The sequence below is a fragment of the bacterium genome (assembly GCA_041649255.1).
Taxonomy (GTDB): Bacteria; Hydrothermota; UBA3073; order JACQXS01; family JAQTXJ01; genus JAQTXJ01.
Genome location: JBAZNK010000008.1, coordinates 78597 through 99807, shown reverse-complemented (window position 1 = coordinate 99807; position 21211 = coordinate 78597). Strand labels below are relative to the sequence as shown.

The 21211-nt window shown below is 34.7% G+C and carries 13 protein-coding genes; all 13 read right to left on the bottom strand.

Going from position 1 to position 21211, the window contains the following annotated elements:
• Window positions 1-111 precede the first annotated feature (111 nt).
• A complete protein-coding gene (locus WC614_06960; protein MFA5032741.1) occupies window positions 112-3747 on the bottom strand; it encodes a T9SS type A sorting domain-containing protein in 3636 nt (1211 codons plus the stop codon).
• 139 nt (window positions 3748-3886) lie between these two features.
• The gene (locus tag WC614_06955; protein MFA5032740.1) at window positions 3887-4654 is read right to left on the bottom strand and encodes a DNA-binding response regulator; all 768 of its coding nucleotides are present in this window, start codon (window positions 4652-4654) and stop codon (window positions 3887-3889) included.
• 1059 nt (window positions 4655-5713) lie between these two features.
• Window positions 5714-6340 carry a DUF4390 domain-containing protein gene (locus WC614_06950; protein MFA5032739.1) on the bottom strand — a complete coding sequence of 209 codons (627 nt, stop codon included), beginning with the start codon at window positions 6338-6340 and terminating at the stop codon, window positions 5714-5716.
• Window positions 6341-6366: 26 nt separating this feature from the next.
• Window positions 6367-8286, bottom strand: a complete 1920-nt coding sequence (locus WC614_06945) for a POTRA domain-containing protein (GenBank protein ID MFA5032738.1) — start codon at window positions 8284-8286, stop codon at window positions 6367-6369.
• 292 nt (window positions 8287-8578) lie between these two features.
• Entirely contained in the window at window positions 8579-9901 is a 1323-nt protein-coding gene (locus WC614_06940; protein ID MFA5032737.1) for a sigma-54 dependent transcriptional regulator, read from the bottom strand.
• 1 nt (window position 9902) lies between these two features.
• Window positions 9903-11132 carry an ATP-binding protein gene (locus WC614_06935; protein ID MFA5032736.1) on the bottom strand — a complete coding sequence of 410 codons (1230 nt, stop codon included), beginning with the start codon at window positions 11130-11132 and terminating at the stop codon, window positions 9903-9905.
• Window positions 11133-11573: 441 nt separating this feature from the next.
• Window positions 11574-12845 carry a hypothetical protein gene (locus WC614_06930; protein MFA5032735.1) on the bottom strand — a complete coding sequence of 424 codons (1272 nt, stop codon included), beginning with the start codon at window positions 12843-12845 and terminating at the stop codon, window positions 11574-11576.
• A 306-nt stretch (window positions 12846-13151) separates the two neighbouring features.
• Entirely contained in the window at window positions 13152-15302 is a 2151-nt protein-coding gene (locus WC614_06925) for a HEAT repeat domain-containing protein (GenBank protein MFA5032734.1), read from the bottom strand.
• 232 nt (window positions 15303-15534) lie between these two features.
• Complete coding sequence (locus tag WC614_06920; protein ID MFA5032733.1) at window positions 15535-15909, bottom strand: hypothetical protein; 375 nt, start codon at window positions 15907-15909, stop codon at window positions 15535-15537.
• A gap of 421 nt (window positions 15910-16330) precedes the next feature.
• Window positions 16331-17407 (bottom strand): YifB family Mg chelatase-like AAA ATPase, encoded by a 1077-nt coding sequence (locus tag WC614_06915; protein ID MFA5032732.1) that lies wholly within the window; start codon window positions 17405-17407, stop codon window positions 16331-16333.
• A gap of 136 nt (window positions 17408-17543) precedes the next feature.
• A complete protein-coding gene (locus WC614_06910; protein ID MFA5032731.1) occupies window positions 17544-18494 on the bottom strand; it encodes a hypothetical protein in 951 nt (316 codons plus the stop codon).
• 3 nt (window positions 18495-18497) lie between these two features.
• The gene (locus tag WC614_06905) at window positions 18498-19724 is read right to left on the bottom strand and encodes an NAD(P)/FAD-dependent oxidoreductase (GenBank protein ID MFA5032730.1); all 1227 of its coding nucleotides are present in this window, start codon (window positions 19722-19724) and stop codon (window positions 18498-18500) included.
• Window positions 19725-19766: 42 nt separating this feature from the next.
• On the bottom strand, window positions 19767-21002 hold the full coding sequence (locus tag WC614_06900) for an MFS transporter (GenBank protein ID MFA5032729.1): 1236 nt from the start codon (window positions 21000-21002) through the stop codon (window positions 19767-19769).
• Window positions 21003-21211 lie beyond the last annotated feature (209 nt).

Below are 21211 nucleotides of genomic sequence, written 5' to 3'. Positions count from 1 at the left end.
TCCTCTATTATTTATTCAAAGAATATATACTTTGAATGCTCTTTAATGTCAACTATAAAAACAAAAGCCCTCCCCATTACTGAGAAGGGCTCTGTTCTTAATCGTCTATTCTTAGTGTATTAATATCAATTTCTTTGTAGACTTAAATCCTTCAGTCTCGAACCTCACAAGATATATTCCTGTTTTTAATCCCTTTGAATTAAGAGTTACGCTGTAAGTGCCTGCTTTTACTTTCTCATTGCATATTCTTTTCGCTACTCTTCCGCTTACTTCATACAGGGTAAGCTTCACATAACTCTCCGCAGGAATAGAGTATTTAAGAACCGTCTGATTAGTCAGTGGATTCTTGCCTTTTATCTCAAAAACATACTCTTTATTCCCCAAAATAGTTTTTTTATTTCCCATTGAATAGCTTAGAAGAGATGAATACGTAAACTCATATATATGTGGTAATAGTTCAGGTGATGCAGTCCAATCGCAAGCTCCGTAAACTTCATTCCCCGTGAAATTGGGGTCTGCATTTCCTAATGCAATTGAAAAATACCCACGATTCGTTGACGGACTTACTTCTACCTTATCCCATGAACTGCCATTCCATTTAAACTGGAAAACATATCCTACTTCGTCCGTTCCTATTGCTCTTGATACTCCAAAAACTTCATTGTCGGCATCGTTGTTGCCATCGCCAACTACTACCTGAAACATATTAGCCGCAGTTCCAGTTTGTCCTGTTCCGATGTCCGTTTTTACCCACGAACCGTTTGTTTTTCTAAATTGGTAAATATGCACGTCTTCACAGGCAACATATACTTCACCCGTACCGTCATTATTCCCATCTCCAACCGAAATCCAATTTATATGGCTACCCAAATCTGCGATTGTAGTTTTTGTCCAGGTTCCACTAGTATATGTAATTTCATACAGTCTGCCATCGGTAGAAGTTCCATCTTTAGTTCCTGCATACACTTCATTCCCCGTGAAAGTAGAATCTGCATCTCCGACTGCTACTGCATACATATCGTCACCACAGTCACCGGTTAAATCGGTAGTCGTCCAGGAACTTCCGTTTTTCTTTAACTGGTATGCGTGATTATTAAGGGACGCACAATAAACTTCACTTATTCCGTCATTATTTCCGTCGCCAATACTAACCTGTTTTATGTTGTCTCCAAGAGTTGTGACAACAGTTGTGCTCCAACTTGAGCCAGTCCATTTAATTTGTTGTAATCTGGCATCATCTCCACCAACGTATATTTCATTCCCTGCGAATGAAGTATCAACATCGCCTACTGCAATTCCGTTCATATCGTCACCGATATCGCCGGTAAGGTCTGTCGTCACCCATGTGCCATTCGTTTTTTTGCTCTGGTAAACTCTATCTATACCTCCAGCCCCGTATAGTTCGTTAACTCCATCATTATTCCCGTCACCGATTGCAAGAGCTCGGCAATAATCGCTAAGCGTAGTACCGGTATAGACATTGGCATGTTCCCATTCATAAGCAGATTTGTAAACAAGCTCAAGATGTTTATAGTTGCATTCGTTTCTAATTACAACTATATTATAATTATCTATGTGGTTAACTGTATAATCGTATTTTTCTTGTAGAGAAATCGTATCAGAATCCGTATATGCAGTAAGGGTATTTACCATCAGATTACAAGGCAAAACAAAATAGCAATGCCAATCACAAAGTTCAGAAGTTGATATATCTACTGACATTGAGGAATTATATGTGGAATGTGTAAAATTCTGGTAAGAGTTTTGCCCTCTGTAGATTTCACTCCCTATAGCAAAAGAGAAAGGAGTTAAGTCAGATTTCTTTGAAAGGCATAGACTAAACACCACAGAATGTAGTTCATTTAATTCAACAAGTAAAGGATAAGAGAGGAAAGGATATTCACTATCTCCTTCTGCTATTTTCAAAACATAACTCCCAGGAACAACTGCGAATTGCGGATATAAGAATTCCGGGGTACAAGATGTACCATTTTCAGATTCTAATGTATAAGAAAATGGAAGTAAAACAAACTCTTTTTCCCTGACATCCCTAACTCCTAAAGGAAATTTATTCGTGTCTAACTTTGCAAACGTACACTGAACAGTATTGCCGTCTTTTCCAAAAAAGAAATGAACTCCACCGCTTATCTTACCATTATGATCACAACATGAAACTACATGATCGTTCCACCATCTCTTGAGATTTATAGAGTAGGTATGAAAACTATTGGTGTCTATCACTGTATCATTATATACTACTTGCCGTATAGCATAATCAGGTAAAATAGAAAAAGCACTATCAAATCTTATCTCCACCAATGCCCCGCCAGATGATGTTTCTTGTGCACTCAATACTTTTGTTACGCTATCATATGTCCATACAGATGATACATTACTTCCTGTTTCTTTTCCTGTAAACTCAAATCTGTTTTCCTTTAATGTTTCAGGAGGCAGGGCAAAAAAGTCCCATTCTTTATAAGAACCTGGCTCAAAGATAAAATTTCTTTGTATCACGGAGTAGTGTGAAGCATTTTCATACCATGCACTAAAGGTAAAGTAAGTAGGAATTTCTCTAAGGAAGTAAGTCACACTATCAAGCTCTTGTACCCAATTTCCGTCAGACATAGTAACATCAAATGGCCAAGGAATTGAATCCAAAGTCATAAAGTGAGCCTTAAATATTGGTCTTGGTGCAAATACGTATAAATATCCAGTTAATCCTGTTCCACCATAAATTAAGTTATCTTTTCCTACTGTTAAGGAATGTGAACTTGTTTCTCCCGATATTATATTTCCATAACTTCTTGGATTATTTGTATCAGAAGTTCCATAATTCCAAGTAACTCGTGGATCATAAGAATAAAAATTATTAATTCCACTGATATATAACCTTCCATTATTACCAGCCGTTATTTTTTCCGAATTATACGTAAATGATTCATCTTTTTTATAGGGATTGTTAGTTGGTGTAGCCCCTGGAATCCAACTACTATCGGGGTTATACTTAAATAAAAAGTCCTCTGTAATTCCATAAACCTGTCTATCTATTCCCATCACCATATCTGTGACCCCAGATTCTACCCCCATAGATTCAAGAATAATTATTGAATCTACTACAGGATCATACACAAAGAAACTTGCTGCACTCGGGGATCCTCTATATAATCCGCCACATATCTTACCGGTATATGTAGCTGCTAAACAGGAAATTTCATATCTGTCGGACGGAATTTGGCAAATATGGGTTACTACTTGTGTAAAAGGATTATATTTATACAAACGAGGATGATAGTAATATGCTGTTGCTATTATTCCTGTCCCAATATATATCATACTATCTTTCCCGCAAGTTAACGATTGAACTGCATTAATGCTGTCCAGCAAAGGAACTTTAATCCTTAAAGGATTTGTTCCCGGGTTCCAACTGTTATTTGGATTATATACGAATATATAGGGTGAATCGTTTTTTGCCCCTCCACCATAAATCAAACTGTCATTTCCCGTTATTATGGCATTTACATTCATTCCTACATATCCTAACTCCTGAATTCCCGAAGCAGAATCATAAACAAAAATGTTCCCTGACTCAGTAGAACCATAAATTCTACCGTTCAGTGCCGTTGTAAGCGCAGAAATAGTCCCGCCGCTGTCCAACTGCCCAATATTCGTAATGGCATCTTGCTGCCAAGCATTTACTGTGGCTCCCATCAAAAAAAGGCTCACCACCCCAATAATTTTCCTAAACATCCGCACCTCCTTTTAAAAATTTATACTTTATAAAAAATAATATATTTCATCTATAATATTACCTTATCTACTTTGCAAGAAAAAAGGCTTTGCAAATATCTATATTTATGGACATTTATCTATGTTTTTGGACAAATATCTATGTGGAGAATTTTTGAGCGTGGAAATTTCTGTATTTAAGTGGAGAGATTCCCATTTTTGCTTTGAAAACCCGATTGAAATTGTGGAAGTCAAATCCTACGCTATGAGCTATTTGAGATGTGTAAGTTGTTGTTTCTAAAAGCAGTTTTTTTGCGTTTGTTGTTCTAATGTCATTTATAAAATCGGGTAAGCTAACTTTTGTTGTCGTGTTCCATAAAAAAGAAAAACGTTTAGGATTTAGATTTACCGAAAAAGCAATTTCTTTTAAACCTAAGTCCGGATTTGCATAATTCTTTTTTATGTATTTAACTGCTTTCCTAACCTTGAGGGGTAAGTTTTGGGGAAGCGCAATCTCCTGTGTATTTGATTCTCCTGTATTCAACGAAGTTTTATTTTGTTCTTCAATTAGTTCATGAGTTTTTATCAGTAGTTCTTCTATTTTGAAAGGCTTTTCAAAATAATAGGATGCCCCATTGTTTAAGGCATGGAGAATATTCTCTTTAGTAGAGTACCCTGTCATCATTACTATTTTTATATCAGGATGTATTTTCTTAAAAACAGGAATCAACGTTGTCCCTTTGATGTCTGGCAATTTAATATCAAGCAAAGCAACGTTGAATTTTTTCCACTCAAGTTTTTCTATCGCTTCTTTTCCTGTCAGCACATAACTTACTTCATACCGTTCTTTTTCGAAGAGCATTTTTAGTGTTTTACAAGTTCCTGGGTCATCATCCACCACAAGAACGCTATTTTTTCTCGTTTCCATATTAGTCAATTGCAACTCCTGAATACTGCTCCAAAAATCATCAAGGCAGGTATAGAAAACATAAACAGTCCTGATATTATCTCTCCAATTGCGTCTCTCATTTTTTCACCTAACTAAACTAAACATTTTGTAAAATTCAATATTTTATTATAGATAGCAATTTTCGTGCCAAAATAACCCCATCCTACAGTAATTCTATGTAAACAAATAGATTGTAGGAATTTTTCGGAAAGACAAAAATTAAACACGATTTTTAAAATGGGAATTTCTCTTCCCATTTTCCTGTTTGGAAATTCACCGAACTCCTTTAATGGAAACAGAAATGCGAATAATGGGAACTTTAGTTCCCGTTCTTGAGAATCGCTTTTCCCATTAATACGTTAGTTCAAACTAAGATTTATGCTTTTTTATATTCACTGGAGATTATATTTTATTCTTTCTCTGAGTGGCGGGATATGCATTTCCAAATCTCGCTAAATGCCAACATATATACTTTAATATATTTTTGTCAACTTTGTTGGCGCATTCTTTGTGGCGCGTCATTAAACAACGAATTGTAGGCAATGTCAACTTTATTGACAAGACAACTTTGTTGACTTGTTTTATGTATTTCAGTCTTCTTTGAAATTCAAAGTCGGAGTGTTAGTGGTCAGGGACAATTAAAAAAATAGGGAGGATGTTGATTTTTTTAATCTCTGTCTAAATCTCGGGGCAAAAGTTAGATTGTTGTAAATTAGCAACTGAACGGAACCCATGCGTTTTTCAATTTCTGATAAGTATATTATGTTTGAAGATAATCTTAATCTTTTATGCTAATTAATCAAAAATAATAAGTTTTTTCATATAACCTTTATTTAAACCCGAAAACTTCCCCAACAATAATGGTAATATAATTTCCCCTTCCTGTATAAGTCGTCCATCTCGGATACTGTGCATTTAGTGTTTCCACAATAAAAAGACAAACATTATTAGCTTTAGTCTGTTCATTTTTCTCCCTTTTACTTTTTATCTCTTCAAATCTCTTTAATCCCTGTCAATTTCAAATTCTTGTAAGGGGTCTTATTCCCGCTTAAATACTTCACTCTTCCCAATAATCACCCTATCTCCTAAACCTGCAATATCCTTAGCTTGCTCTAATAAATGTAAGAAAAGATTTGAGTTCTCTTTCTTCTTTACTTGTTCTATCTCTCCTCGTGTATAGCTCACTATATCATTTAAGTTTTCAGTCAGTACAGGTTTCAGCATAGTTTTTACTACAACATAATAAGTTTTGCTATTATTCAATACTTTAACCGGGCAAATACTTATATCATTCTGGATACATACTTTATTCAAAACAGCCTCAAAGTCATTGACACTCGTAACCTCTCCGTAAATATCCCTTACTTTGTATTCCCTGGTCCACAAATCATAACTTATATAAAAACCGAACTTTTTTCTTTGGACTAACTGTTTAAGCCATAAAACTTTATCACACCATATATCTACACTATACTCCACATACGAAGTGAACCCCCTATTTATACCTTCAATAATATCATTCGTAAATAATCCATTTACTCTTGTATTAACAAGAACTTCTTTTTCGTTGCGGGTAACACTAACAGCTGTAGATAACTTTTGGGTATCACTAACAGAAAGATTTATTTGCAGGAAAACAAAACTATAAATAATTGTATACCACACTTTTTATCCCTTTAAAAAACTTGTGACTAAAAACTTTTACCGAGCGTCAAATATGTTATCCAAGGAGCATTGTTCATATCCAGTCTTCTATGGATACTGAGTTTTAATCCCCCGCCAAAAGTCTGAGTTCCTAGGCCAATGCTTGGTTTCAATTCTGTTAGGTTAAAGCCTTTTCTATCTTCCCAGCAATTACCTGCATCAAATAGAATGTCCAGCTGAGGAGTCTTGCTTCCCAATCTATATACCAGATTACTGAGCATCATAATATTACCTGAAAATTCCTTGTACCCGTAGCCCATCAAACTGCCTAGTCCTCCGAGACGGAATCGCTCCTGTGCCGGCAGTGTTTCACCGGAATAACCTCCCCTAATTCGGAAGTCAAAAAAATGTGAAGGCGAAAGTTCATTATTGCTTGTTACATTTATTAAATATCTGTTGAATTCAAAGTCTCCGCCTAATCCTGCTTTTTCAATTTCTATACTGGAGTTTAGTTCACAAGCTTTATTATGCAACTTAGATATATACCCTATTGTAATACTATTCATCTGTCCATTGTTAATAGGAGGATTTTTACGCCATGGCTCGTTGTTATTGAAAAGAGACCATACATTTTTTTCTTCAATACTTCCATACTTATCTGCATTATATTCAATTTTTACTGTATTACCCGGAGTAATGACTTGCGATACCCATCCTCCGAAACCCTTCCGTGTATAGTAATCTATGTAACCTCTATGTAATAAAAAAGAGGAGATACTTTCTTCAGTTCCAATATTAATCCATCCATCTTGCGTATCTACTATATTCTTCCATTCACCTCCAATAGTAAAGCTATGCGGATAGAAAAAACCTTTCTCTGCATTTGCCTTGTATTCCAACAATTTTGCAGAAAAATCGTATTTGCCTAAGATTTGAGCCTTTAAATCATTCGGCATAAGAGCCTTTCTTGTCAATGTGCCCGTTAATGCCAGCCCTTGTACCCGGTTGTATCCCTCGGAACCTATACAAAAGTCCCCAATTGCCTGTTCTTTAACAGAAATTTTCAGGACGTTTTTATCATTTTCTTTAATAGGTAAAAATGATGTGTATTCTTCTTTAGTCTCTGTTTTCTGCAATGTTCCCCAACCAATTGCAAGAGCTTTATTTGTTTTTATTTCCTTTTTGGGGTTCCCCATTACGTCCGCTTTCAATGGTAGTTTGTCCTCTAACCTTTTCAAGCCTTCTTTTATTTTATTTTTATTGTATAAGTCCCCTTCTTTTATACCAAGTGTGTCCAAAATTATTTTAGTAGGTATGTGGTTGTTCCCTGTTACCTTTATACTATCAATCCGTCCTTCATCAATCTTAAAAGTAAGCGTACTATCCTGATAAATTGGCGTCACATGGACTAAAACATATCCCATATTATAATACATTTCCTCCACAATATCCTTTTTCCCTTCAGTAGTCCCCTCTAATACTTTTCCGGAAATTATAGATAATTCTTTAATAATCCTATCCGTAGAGAAAATTGTATTTCCTTCTATTTTTACTTTTTGAACAAGTGGATTCTCTTTGACCTCAACTGTTACAATAGCTTTCCCTTCTCCTGACCGCCCTAAAGTAATTTCCACCTCTTCAAAACACTTCAGACTTTCTATATTCTTTTTATCTTTCATAATAGTGAGAAGTTGTAATTTCTGTCCTGTCTTTGTTTGCATAGTGTCAAGAATCAGACGCTCCGGGACATTTACAGTACCGGTTACTTTTATATTCACTATTTCTTCACCCTCACTATCTATATTAATCCCATTTATTATTTTCTCCATCTCCTTCTTTGTAGTATCTCCTTTCACAGTATCGTCTTTTTCCCCTATCCCTTTAACTGCCTGACAATATACATTAGCAGAAACAAAAACAAAGATTATTGTACTTATTATCCCTAAAGCTTTGCTTAACTTTTTCATCCTGGTTACCCTCCTTGAGTATAAAGTATTACTTTATCAACCCGTCTAATATTAAAACTTAAATAACTATCAAAAGGGAGCAGTAAAGAAACTGTTTCTTCAAAAATTCTCACTCTTTCAAAAATTTTTCTCATTTCCCTCACCTTCTTGGATTATGATAAAAGCAATATGTATGACAATTTGAAAAGAAAGCTCGGAATCCCTTGTATAATTGCAGTTTTATATGATTTGTTTAATTTACGGCAACCTCTAATTAGTGTCAATTTGACACAGACAGTGTTATAATTTGACACTATTCTTCTAACAATCCATACTTTCTGATTTTACGATAGAGGTTTGGGCGGTCAGTCTTAAGTAATTCCGCCGCCTTTGTAACATTCCAGTTTGCTTTTATAAGCGACTGCTCTATCAATGTTTTCTCGAAATCATCCATTTTTTGCTGGAATGAGAGATTTTTACCCGTCTTCTGAACCGATATTGGCAAAAACGACTCTACATTTTTTACGGTAATTGTATTTGAAGGAACCATAATAACAAGTCTCTCTATATAATTCTTTAATTCCCTTACATTTCCGGGCCAGGTATATTCCTTAAGTCTTTTAACGGCATCCTGTTCTATAATTTTTACCTTCTTCCCATTTTCTTCACAAAATACTTTTAGAAAATGTTCTGCAAGGATATCTATATCCTCAGTCCGTTTCCTGAGGGGTGGAACGAAAATAGGGATTACATTTATTCTAAATAAAAGGTCTTGTCTGAAATTTCCTTTGTCTACCTCATTTCTAAGATTTTTATTAGTAGCGGATATAACTCTTACATCCACTTTTGTAGGATTTTTTCCTCCTAATGGTTCTATTTCTCCCTCTTCCAATGCTCGGAGTAACTTCGCCTGAGTTTCCAAACTCATATCACCAATTTCATCCAAAAACAATGTTCCATTATTTGCCAGAAGAAATTTGCCTTCTTTCCTTGATACAGCTCCCGTAAATGCTCCTTTTTCATATCCGAAAAGTTCGCTTTCTATAAGTTCCTTTGGCAGAGCAGCACAATTTACGGCAATGAAAGGATGCAAATTTCTTGAGCTGTGCTGATGGATGGAATGCGCTACAAGTTCTTTCCCCACCCCGCTTTCCCCTTGGATAAGAATCCGTGCATTTGATGGGGCAGATTTTTCAATCTCCTCGCAAAGATTTTCCATCGCAGGGCTTTTGCCAATCATAATATATCGTCTGGCAGATTGCCTTTTAAATTCTTCATTCTCAATAAGATGTGCTATAAGAAGAAGTAATTTGTCTCCCATTATTGGCTTCTCTATGAAATCATAAGCGCCAAGTTTTGTAGCCTGGATAGCATTATCAATTGTAGCTTGTCCCGAGACTATAATTACGGGAACTCGTGGCTTGTCCTGCCTGATTTTTTCGAGTGCTTGCAGTCCATCCATCCCCGGCAGCACAATATCAAGCAGTATAATATCAAAATCGCTTTTTTTCACCAAAGAAATCGCTTCTTCACCGGTAGAAACCGTTTCTACAAAATACCCTTTGTCTTCAAGAAATCCTTTTATAGACTTCCTTATATTATTGTCATCATCTACAACTAAAATACGTGTTTCCATATTATAATGATAATGGTAATTTAATTACTGCTGCTGTACCTTTACTTTCTTCTGAACTTATTTCTATTTGACCTTTGTGGTCAAGAATTATCTTTTTTGCTATAGGCAATCCCAATCCCGTACCTTTGCTTTTTGTAGTTATATAAGGTTCAAATATTTTAGGTAATATATTATCGGGAATTCCCTTACCTGTGTCACAGACTTTTACAACCGCCCACTCTTTATCCATTGATGTGCTGATTTTTATTTCTCCGCCCGCTTCTATGCTGTTATTTATCAGGTTTATTAGTACCTGCCTTATGCTATTTTTATCCATAAGAATCTCAGGTAACTTCTCATAATAATCTGTTTTTATTTTTTCTTCATTGCTGTGAAGCTCTGCCACACTTTTTACAACTTCATTTAAATTACAAGGTGCAAACTTCAGTTCCGGTAAACGAGCAAACTCCGCAAACTCACTTGCAAGATGCTTCAAGTTGCCTATCTCCTCTTTTATTATGCTCAGGCATTCTTTATCTCTTTCTTCTTTTATATTTTGGCTTAATCTATCTATGGAAATCCCGATAGAAGTCAAAGGATTTTTTATTTCGTGTGATACTCTCCTTGCTATTTCTTGATACGCTTTTAATCGTTCTATATCTTTGAGAGTTTCTCTCTGGGTGCTAAGTTCCTTGCTCATTTTGTTAAAGGATTTGATTAGAGTTCCTATTTCATCTTCGCCCTCCCCAATGATTTGATGTCCAAAGTCTCCCTGTGTAATTTTGTTTGTTCCTTGAACTAAATTGTAAATAGGACGCTCAATTTTTTTACTTAATGTTCTGGCAATCGAAGTTCCTGTGATAGCTAAAACAAATATTCCGCCTAAAAATAAAATCCAGATAGCTGTTTTGATAGGCTTTTTTAACATCTGTAGTTGCTTTATATATTGAAGAACAGAAGTTATATTTTGTGTTCTGGTTGTAGCTGTAGAATCCATTTCTCTCTTAATGCTCTGTGATAGGGTAAATGAATCTTCCAACGCTTTCTCTATTCTTTTGTTTGACCACATATCAATATTATTTGTAAGTAAATTTATAGTGATAAAAGCAAGTGGTATACTCGGAACCAATAAAAAACCAATAAAAAGAAGTGCTAACTTCTCTCTGAATTTCAGAGTATATTTTCGTAGAATAAAGGCAAATATAAGTGCAATCAATACAGCAATCCCAACTCCTAAAATAATATATACCATATCTTTATGAAAATAGTGTACTCCCCCTTTTTTTAGGCGGGATATAGGTTTTCCTGCTTGTCATGAATCCACTCTTTACTTTAATCAAAGGCTGGGAAAATGTCAATAAATTAAAACCTGTTAGGCAATTTCTTACTTAAAAATTCAATATTAGTCAATCAAAAGAACTGGGATTATTCTAAAAAAGGTTGAGCAGAATCAAATATTTTTTTGTAGAAAAAGGCAAGGGAAATTACTAAAGAGCAAACCCTCAAAATTTCTTTCTCAGTCTAAATCTCAAAGCAAAAGTTAGGTTGTTGTAAAGTATGACCCTCACAAGCATTTATGCGTTGTGAATTTTACCCCATTTTTTCCAATTGTTGCTGACTTTCAACACTAAGTTAAAATATCCCTACATTTATATAATCTCCTGATTATACAATGTGAATTAAAACTTTCAAATTAAAGTATTTTATTGATTTTCACACAAAAGCCGTTTTCCCCGGAAGCAAAAAGAATATTGTTTAATTTAAAAATATCTTTTATAATTACATTTTTATCTTCGAATTCAAATTTATTCCATTGAACCCCACCATCAACAGAGTAGAAAAATTTCCCTTTTTTATTGAGAATGTAGCCATTGTGCGAATCAAGGAAAATAATTTTATTGGCTCCAATTACTTCCTGATTTTCAATAGTTTCCCAGTTTTGTCTATTATATTTCAATATTTTTCTGGATTGAGTAATTATCCAAATTGTTCCATCCTGTAACATATCAAGTGAAATAACAATTTCTTTTCCCTGTATATCAATAACTTTACAGTTTTTTGCTTTTGTATCAAAAATATCAAAAAGTATAATTTCTCCTTTTGTGCCCTTAAGTTCATCTGTTTTACCTGTTATCATAACTGTTCTATCTGTCCCATAGGCAACAACTTGATTTTTATCAATACTTTCTCTTATTCCTGTCAATCCTCTATACACACCCAAAAGCATCGCTTGAAGAGTATCCTCTCTTACAAGCCAAATATCTCCATCCTCGTGGCTTTTACTTGCGAATGACGATATAAGATAATTGTTGTTGACACAAGCAATGTCTGTAAGTTCAAAATTAGTTTTAATATCAAAAACGCTCCACTTATTTCCACCGTCTGTAGTAATGGCAGCTTTTGAATTATATTCTGTTTTTCCAAGGAAAACATGCTGACCATAATTAAAAGACAATTCTTCTTTCGTAATTGAATTTCTATGCCAGATGCAATACGCCATTAATACAACTAAAGGAATAGTAGCATAAAGTATTTTCCATCGCCATTTTGTAAAAGATTTATAAACACCAAAAATTATACCCCCAAATATGATTATAATGATTCCAAATATGATTACAGATGTTGTCAAATCTTCATGTTGTTCACTCCTTTGAGATGCAGTTAATTCGTTCACAATTGATTTTGGAATTCCAACCACAATCCCCTCTTTTTCATTTTTAAAAAAGAATTTTTTTATTTGAATTTCATCCGGAGTATTTATTAATTGGTTGTTACCTTGATAAACTCTATAAAATTTGGCTTCATTGGTCAAAACGAATCCAATGTCTTTATCAGGGAATTGACATTTTATAATGTTCTTATCCTCAGGAAAATTAAGTTTTTGGACTTGGTAATTGTTCCCAAACATTTTAAAAGGATACACGCCATAAAACAGGAATATAAAGATAAAAAGATTTTTTAACATTTTTGCCTTTCTCATTATTTCTAATACTAATTTCTTACAAAAAAATAAAAGAGTCAAGGTAAATCTCCCAATAAGAAAATTACTAAAGAGTAAACCCTCAAAATTCCTTTCTCTGTCTAAATCTCGGGGCAAAAGTTAGGTTGTTGTAAATTAGCAACTGAACGGACATTCATACGGGGGCAAACTTACAATGGTATAAATCTTACTCTGAAACGCACAACAGTTCTTGTAAATTGTTTTTTTGCTTATGGGAAAATAGTTGTTGCCCCAAATTTGTCAAAAGGAGGAAAAAATACTACATTAAAATCAATTAACTTGTTCTCCCAATTTTCTTACCGCCCGCTCTATCTCTTTTTTAAGATCACTGTTAGTACAATCCTTTAATACCTTTCTTAGCTCCGGAATTACTGACTTATTTCCTATTTGCTCTAATGCTAAAACTACGTTCCGTTTAACTCCTACGTCACTATCTGTTAATCTCTCTATTAGCACTGGAATTACTGACTTGCCATTTCCTATTCCTCCTAATATCCAAATTATCGTACGTCTAACTTCTGCATCGGTATCTTTTAATGCCTCTGTTAGTTCCGAAATTATTGACTCAGCTCCTATTTGCCCTAATGCCAAAACTACCATATGTCTAATTACCGGGTCAGTATCTGTTTTTAATGTTTCTATTAGTTCCGGAATTGCTAACTTGTCTTCTATTTGCCCTAATGCCGAAACTGCATTCCGTTTTACTCCTACGTCACTATCTTTTAATGCCTTTTTTAACAATTGAATTACTGAGTCATCTCCTCTTTGCCCTAATCGCCCTAATGTCCAAACTACCGTACTTTTAACTTCTACATTGGGATCTTGGAATACCTTTACTAGTTCCGGAATTACTGACCTATTTCTCATCTTCTCTAACGCGACAACTATATTCTTTCTAACTACTGCATCTGGATCTTTTAATGCCTCTATTAATTCCGGAATTACTGACGCATCTCTCATAGAGCCCAATGACTGGGCAGCCTTACGTCTATCATGGACATCGCCATCCTTTAATACTTTTTTTAATTCTCTTATTTCCTCAATATTTCTGACTATTTCATTCTTCAATTCCTCTGGGTATAAAACTTCAAGATATTTGCCTATTTCTTTTGGATTCTCAAAATATAAGTTATTAGGTGATTTAGTTAGAGACGGATATTCTAAAATTTTTTTTATTCTATCCCACTGTTCTTGCGTAATGTCTTTATATTTTTCTTTTAATGTATTCAATGAAGTTTGGGTTTCCTGCAGCATTTCCCCTTTTTTTCTTAATTCGCCGGTATTGACTTTTTTGGGGGAGTATTTAGCATTTTTGTATCCTTTTTGTAATTCAAATAAGTCTTTTTTAGAAAGACTTAAGTTTTCATTAATGAAGTAAATAAGTCCCAGTTTTATTGCCTTAGCAATCTTAAAATCATTGAAACTACCTTTTGATTCATTTTCTAATGCTTCTGCAATATTTTTTTGTAATATTATACTACTTACAAATCTTTTTACTGTTCGCGGTATAGGGTCTATACCTATTTTTATGATCTCTATGCATTCTTTTTTTTCATCGGTACTAAATAATTTTACCTTTTCACAAATTTCCTCCAAAAGTGTTTCTACTCCGTTTTCTCCCATATCAGGTAAATTATAAGGGAGTTGAATAAGCTTATCCAGGTAATCTTTTCCCGAAAAACTTCCCTCTTTTAGCGCTCTATAATGATAAAGAATTGCATTTTGAATCATTCCCTTTTCCACACCTAAAACAAAAACGCAACTTTTTACACTAAGATATATTTTTATTGCTTCCAAAATCTTTAAAGCATATTCAGGCAAACATCGGTCAAGGTCGTCAATAAATATAACTATTTTCTTTTCGTCATTATCTTGTTGACACCCTGCTAACTCGTTAATTGCCGATTCAAAAAGTCTTTTTATCGTCTCTTCTCCTGTAAGATAGGATAAATTTTCTGTATTTTCCTTTTCTTTTAAATCGTCATAATCCCTAAGTGCAGTTACCAAACTACTTGATTTAACAAGTCCTATCTTTTCTGACACCACATATGATGCCATAAAAAGAACTTTTTCAAATTTCCTCAAAAAAGAAGATATTTTCCCTTTATCCCATTGAGAGTCAAGAATTTTTCCTCTTATAGTATGTAATAATGGGACAATAGGGCGCTCATCAAATTGATATTCCCACGGGTCATAAAAAACCGTTATTATATTATTTTTGACATCTTTTTCTAAATTTTCTGCTATAAGTCTCATTGTAGATGTTTTTCCTTTTCCCCATGGTCCATGTAATCCTATTGTAAAAGGAGTCTCGCATTCAAGAATCGTTTTTGTTAGGGCATTTATATAAGGAGTATAATGTATGGTATCTCTTATAGCTCTTTCATCTGATAGAGCTGGAAGTTTAAACTTTTTACCCATAATTATATTAGACTAGAAGAGACAATAATATAATCAATATTCTCAAAATTTACCTTTGTCAACCTTTAATGCTAACTTTTTTCATTCCAAAAAATTGAGGGTAGGAATCCTATGTCAACTTTGGAAAAAAACTACCAAATAGGGGAGACTACACTCTTACTATCTCTTTCTCCATCTCAAACTCAATAAATGGTGAATTGCGTCTCCAACTTCAAAATGTCTCCATTAATTTTTACCTTCTTTTTTCCAATTGTTGCTGTCTGCTGACACCATAACCTAAACTCTTTTTTAGAGCATCTAGTTTCTCAAGTGCTCTATCTTTTTCGTTAGTGTCCCGTATATTGGTGCAAACGGACTCAAGTCTTATCAGATATTTCTGACTCTCTTCCCTTCGTGCTGTTTCTACAAGACTACAGAGTACATTACATTGATCATCTATTTTCCCAAGTCTTACATAAATAGCATATGCTTCCTTGTATTTTTCAGCAGCCTCATCTAACATAGTATTTTTCATCCCCTCATTGAACTGAGATAGAACGCGTAATTTACCTGCTTCTATTCGCAGTCTTTTTGCGTATTCTTCATTTTTTTTACTGAATGGCCACATAAATTACCCTCCATTTTAATTGTTTATATTTGTTTAGTGTTTATTCCTATTATATATTGTCATGGTTCTAATATGTGATGTGGTTACAAAATCACATGTCAAACCCTCTTCTTTTATAAATCATATTTCTCAAATAATACGGTTCCTTATTTCTGTCAACTCTTTTTTGCTGAGGTAGATACAAGGTACTATCCATTTCTCTATGTAACGCTACTTAAACAAAATGGTCGGATGTAAAAATCCTGTACCAGCTTAAAAACAAAATCGAAAAAAACGAGCAAAAAGTGCTGGAAAGCTAAAAACAAAAGGTAATTCCGCTGAATTACCACTTTTATCTGAATCCCCGAAATTTGCTCAAAAGAAATTTCCTAAAATAGTTGTCTGTTGTTGGGTTTCGGGGCAAAAGTTAGGTTGTTGTAAATTAGCAACTGCACGGACACGGGTTCATAGCAGCGACCATCATAAAACGAGCCGGAAAGGTTAAAGTAGTCGCTACTCTCGATATCGTTACTTCTCCATCTTCCATCGGCTGCCTCATTACTTCTAATCCTTTTTTGTTAAATTCCGGAAGCTCATCAAGAAATAATATTCCATTGTGAGATAAGGATATTTCCCCCGGTTTCGGATAAGTCCCTCCGCCAATTAACCCTGCATCCGACACCGTATGATGCGGTAATCGAAATGGCCGTGTTCCTATAATCCCTTTGCCTGTCGGGATAAGCCCGGCTACCGAATGAATTTTTGTCGTCTCAAGCGCTTCTTCTAATGTAAGTTCGGGAAGTATCGTTACCATTCTTCTCGAAAGCATCGTTTTTCCTGCTCCCGGTGGTCCAATCATCAAAACATTGTGCGAACCAGCGGCAGCTATTTCAAGCGCTCTTTTGGCGCTTTCCTGCCCGTTTACTTCGGAAAAATCCACATCATATACGGATTCATTTCTAAATAAGTTTTCCATATCTACTTTATATGGCTGGATTTCGCATTTTCCGTTTAAGAATTCTACCGTTTGGAGAAGCGTGCTGACAGGATATACTTCAATGTTTTGCATAACTCCGGCTTCATTTTTATTATCTTCAGGAATTATTATTTTTTTGAATCCAAGTTTGTGACAATTAAGAGCTATCGGAAGCACTCCTTTTACTCCTCTGATGTTACCATCCAATGAGAGCTCGCCAAGAATAAGATACTCTTTTAGACTCTCTACCGGAATAACATTTTCTTGAGCGGCTAATACGCCGATAGCGATTGGCAAATCAAAATTGGAGCCTTCTTTTTTTATGTCTGCGGGAGCTAAGTTGACTATGATTCTTTTTGCAGGAAAATCAAACCCCGAATTTTTAATCGCCGCTTCGACTCTTTCTTTGGATTCTTTAACGGCAGAATCCGGTAGTCCGACAGTTGCGGAATATCGTGGCAATCCAAGCGCAAGGTTAACTTCTACTTCCAGCCGGTAAGCTTCAACTCCGAGCACCGCTGCCGAATGAACTTTCGCTACCATATAAATCTATCTTACAGTATTTTTTAAAACTGTCAAACTTTTTTATGGGATGATAAGCTACAACTATTTAAATAAACACACTAAAAATCGTGGGTGTTTTTGAATCCTTGCTGAAAGCTAACAATGAGAATAATCACTAATATAAATGCTTAACGAATCCTAGAAAATATCCTTCTCCCTTTTCTACTATTTTCTTGTTGCCAATTTTTACGGTATGGGTTATCTCAACCTTTATAATTTTTCCATTGTAATCTTTCTCTCGTACACAAAGAATATATCCTGGACGAGTTAGTTTTTTTCCATTAGATTTAGAGAGGAAATTGGGATATTCATTAAACATTAAAATAGAAGCCTTTTTCATTCCAATAAATACCTTTACATTAGACTCTTCTATGTGAGGAAATGTATCTCCTATCACAGACATTGGGACAAAGTGAATATAAATATCAGGGAAAGAATTTCCTTTATATGATAGCCATGCACCAAGTTCATATACTTCTAATTTGTCAATCTTAACATTTAATTTTGTGTCCTTTTTAATGTCAACATCATAAAGCCAACATTCCAATGTTGTTTTGGAATAATTCTTCTCGAAAATTGGTATCTGGTCCTTTTTTCCACATAAGAAATATTCAAAATTTCCTTTCTCGTCGCCTACGGTAAACATCCAGTCTCCAACAATAGGATACGATACAGGAGTCCCGTCAAAATATGTAACTGTCCCATAGATGCGTTTCAATTCCACGGGAATTTTTTTGTGAAAATAGTCACCTACTTTTATCTCTATTTCTTTTGGATTTTGAAGAGGAGAAGCTAATTCTATTGTATTTACAAATTTACCTTTTATAATATCAATTTCTTTTTTTTCAATGAGATGCCCTCTAAATATAATGGTAATCGTATCTTTCCTGGTAGTACCAAAATTTGTCCCATTCACTGTAATGGAAGGGGTATTAGTTTGATCCCATTTTTCTCCATTTGCAATGTTCTCCAGTTCAGCACTACAATTAGGGTTATTATTCAAATAGATTCCTATTTGTGGACTCGAGGTGGTTAATTTTTCTTTTGCTTTATTTTTAGTTTGCATAAGTTACGATAATAACCCGGCAATATACCCTGTGCTCCAGGCGAATTGAAGATTATATCCCCCGGAAACACCATCAATATCGAGTATTTCACCTGCGAAATAAAGTCCTTTAACTTTCAACGATTCCATTGTCCTGGAATTGACTTCGTCCATCGCTATTCCACCGGCAGTTACCATTGATTCCGCAAAAGGACGGGTTTGTTTTATGTCTATATACCAGTGAATAAGCCTGTCGGCAATGGCGCATAATTCTTTTTTGGATAACTGATGAATATGTTTATCCTCTGTTACTCCTAATTCCCGCATTAATACATAACATAATTTCTTAGGCAAAACTCCGAACAAAGAGTTTAAAAAAGTCTTTTGTGGATATGCTTGCCCTCTTGAGATGAAAAATTGTGTTAATTTGTCAACAGTGAAATCAGGGAAAAAATTAATAAAAACTTTAGTTTCGGGTTTGGGTAAATAATCCGTTATCAGACGACTCATATCCATTACTATAGGTCCGGAAATGCCGTAATGCGTGAAAAGCAATTCTCCTTTTTCCGTTGCAATCGCTTTGTTCTTAGAGATAAGCGTTAACTCAACATCCGATTTTACTCCCTGTAATTTGTGAAACCAGTTGCCCGATAATTCAATAGGAACTAATGCCGGTTTTGGTTCAACGATTCTATGACCTAATTTACGCACAAATTCAAGTCCTTCACCGCTTGAACCCAACTGTGGATAACTCTTTCCACCCGTAGTAAGTATAATATATTTTGATTGGTAAGAGTCTTTGCTTGTGGTAATTTTCCATCCATGATTTATTGGTGTTATTTCATTAACCCGTTCAGTTGTTTTTATGTTTATTCTAAAATGAGTAATTTCCTCTATAAGCAAATCCAGAACGGTTATTGCCTGATTGGTAATCGGGAATACCCGGCCTTTGTCTTCCGTTTTTAGGATAATGCCAATTGATTCAAAAAACTCAACAGTATCTTTATGGGAAAAACGCCCGAAAATATTATTTAAGCATTTGGTATTTTCTCCGTAATACTTATCAAGTGTAATATTGGTATTGGTTAGATTGCATCTCCCGTTACCTGTAACGGTGATTTTACGTCCAAGAGTCGGGTTTTTCTCAATAATTAGAATGTTTTTTGGGTTTTTGCCGTGCCGTGCCGCAGAAATACCTGCTATTAGTCCGGAAGCCCCTCCGCCGATAATAATTACTTCATATTGTTCCATTTATTTAAGTATTAATAAAGTATTTACAAAAATCAAGAAAATTTAACGAAACTCTTTTTGTTTGAAAAATATAAGTATTAAGATTGTAGAGATTAAATATAAAGCGCCTGTGGTTAAAAATGGTATTGCATAAGAATATTTTTCTATTAATAGTCCTCCTATAGTTGCGCTTAATCCTCTTCCTATAGACCATGCAATTACAAGAAGCGCATTTGTTAGTGGCTGTTCCTCTTTTTTCACGCTTTCCATTGCAAAATTTGTGAATAAAGGTTGCGCCATATTCATCATAGCTGCCCTTATTAAAAAAGATACTACGGCCAAAGCAACATTATTTGTAATACCCAGAATGATTAAAAATGGTATGGAAAAAAGCTGGGAAAATATTACCGTTTTTATTTTCCCGATTTTTTCCGCTAAAAGCGGTGCAATTAGTAATCCGATAATCGTCATAACCTGAGAAAGACTGTAATAAACTCCTATAACTTTGGTCGACATTGAGAATATGTTTTTGAAATATAAGTTTATAAAAGGGATGCTTAATCCTGCTCCAAGCCCAACAAAAAAATTTGGTAAGAAAAGTTTTACGATAATTGAACGGTCAGGCTTAATTTGTGCAGATTCCGTCTCTTTTTGATAGGCGTTTTCTTTTATCATTAAATAAGGGATTAGAGCGATAATAATAAATATTCCGAATATGTATAGCGTATGCCTGTAAGCAAGATAATCTACAACGCCATATTTCTCCATAATTTCAGGGATAAATCCACCCATAATACTTCCTATGACACTTGCCACAAGCGTAAATGCAAAATTCATACTGAACAAATACGGCCTTTCTTTTGGAGCGCTATTCCTCATAAAGAAAGGTGCTGCGGTAATTTGGAAAAACACGGAAGAAATCCCGGAAAATAACCCGCCTATCATTATGATATAATAATTTGATATTGTTACCTGGATGAAATAAGACAATAATGCAATCGGTAAAGAAATGATAAGGATTTTCTTTATGGAAAAACGTTTAAGCGCAATTGAAGCCGGGATTGCCATAATTAATGTTCCGAGTGTTGTTACCGTGATGACGTTCCCGATTCTTCCTTCAAGCAGTCCGATTGATTTCAAGTAGAGATTGAACAGAAGCATAATACCGGAAAAACTTATTCCGATAAAGAATGTTCCAAGTAAAAAAAGCCATGCATTTCTTGAAAACAAATGCAGATTCTTTGTGTAAATATTTATTATCTTGCTTGTTTTTTGATATAGAAAGAATATAAAATCCATAATTATTTGTATACAATAGGATGTTTTTCTAAAAGGTCAATTTAAAACTGTAGGGACATAGCGTGCTATGTCCCTATTTCTGTTTTCTGTGCCTTTTTTGTCATTCTGAGCCGAAGGCGAAGAATCTCTTTGTTAATTACCTAATAACGACTTTTCCTCTGTGTCCTCTCTGTTTTTATCTCCACTCTGTCGTCTGTTCTCTGTGAACT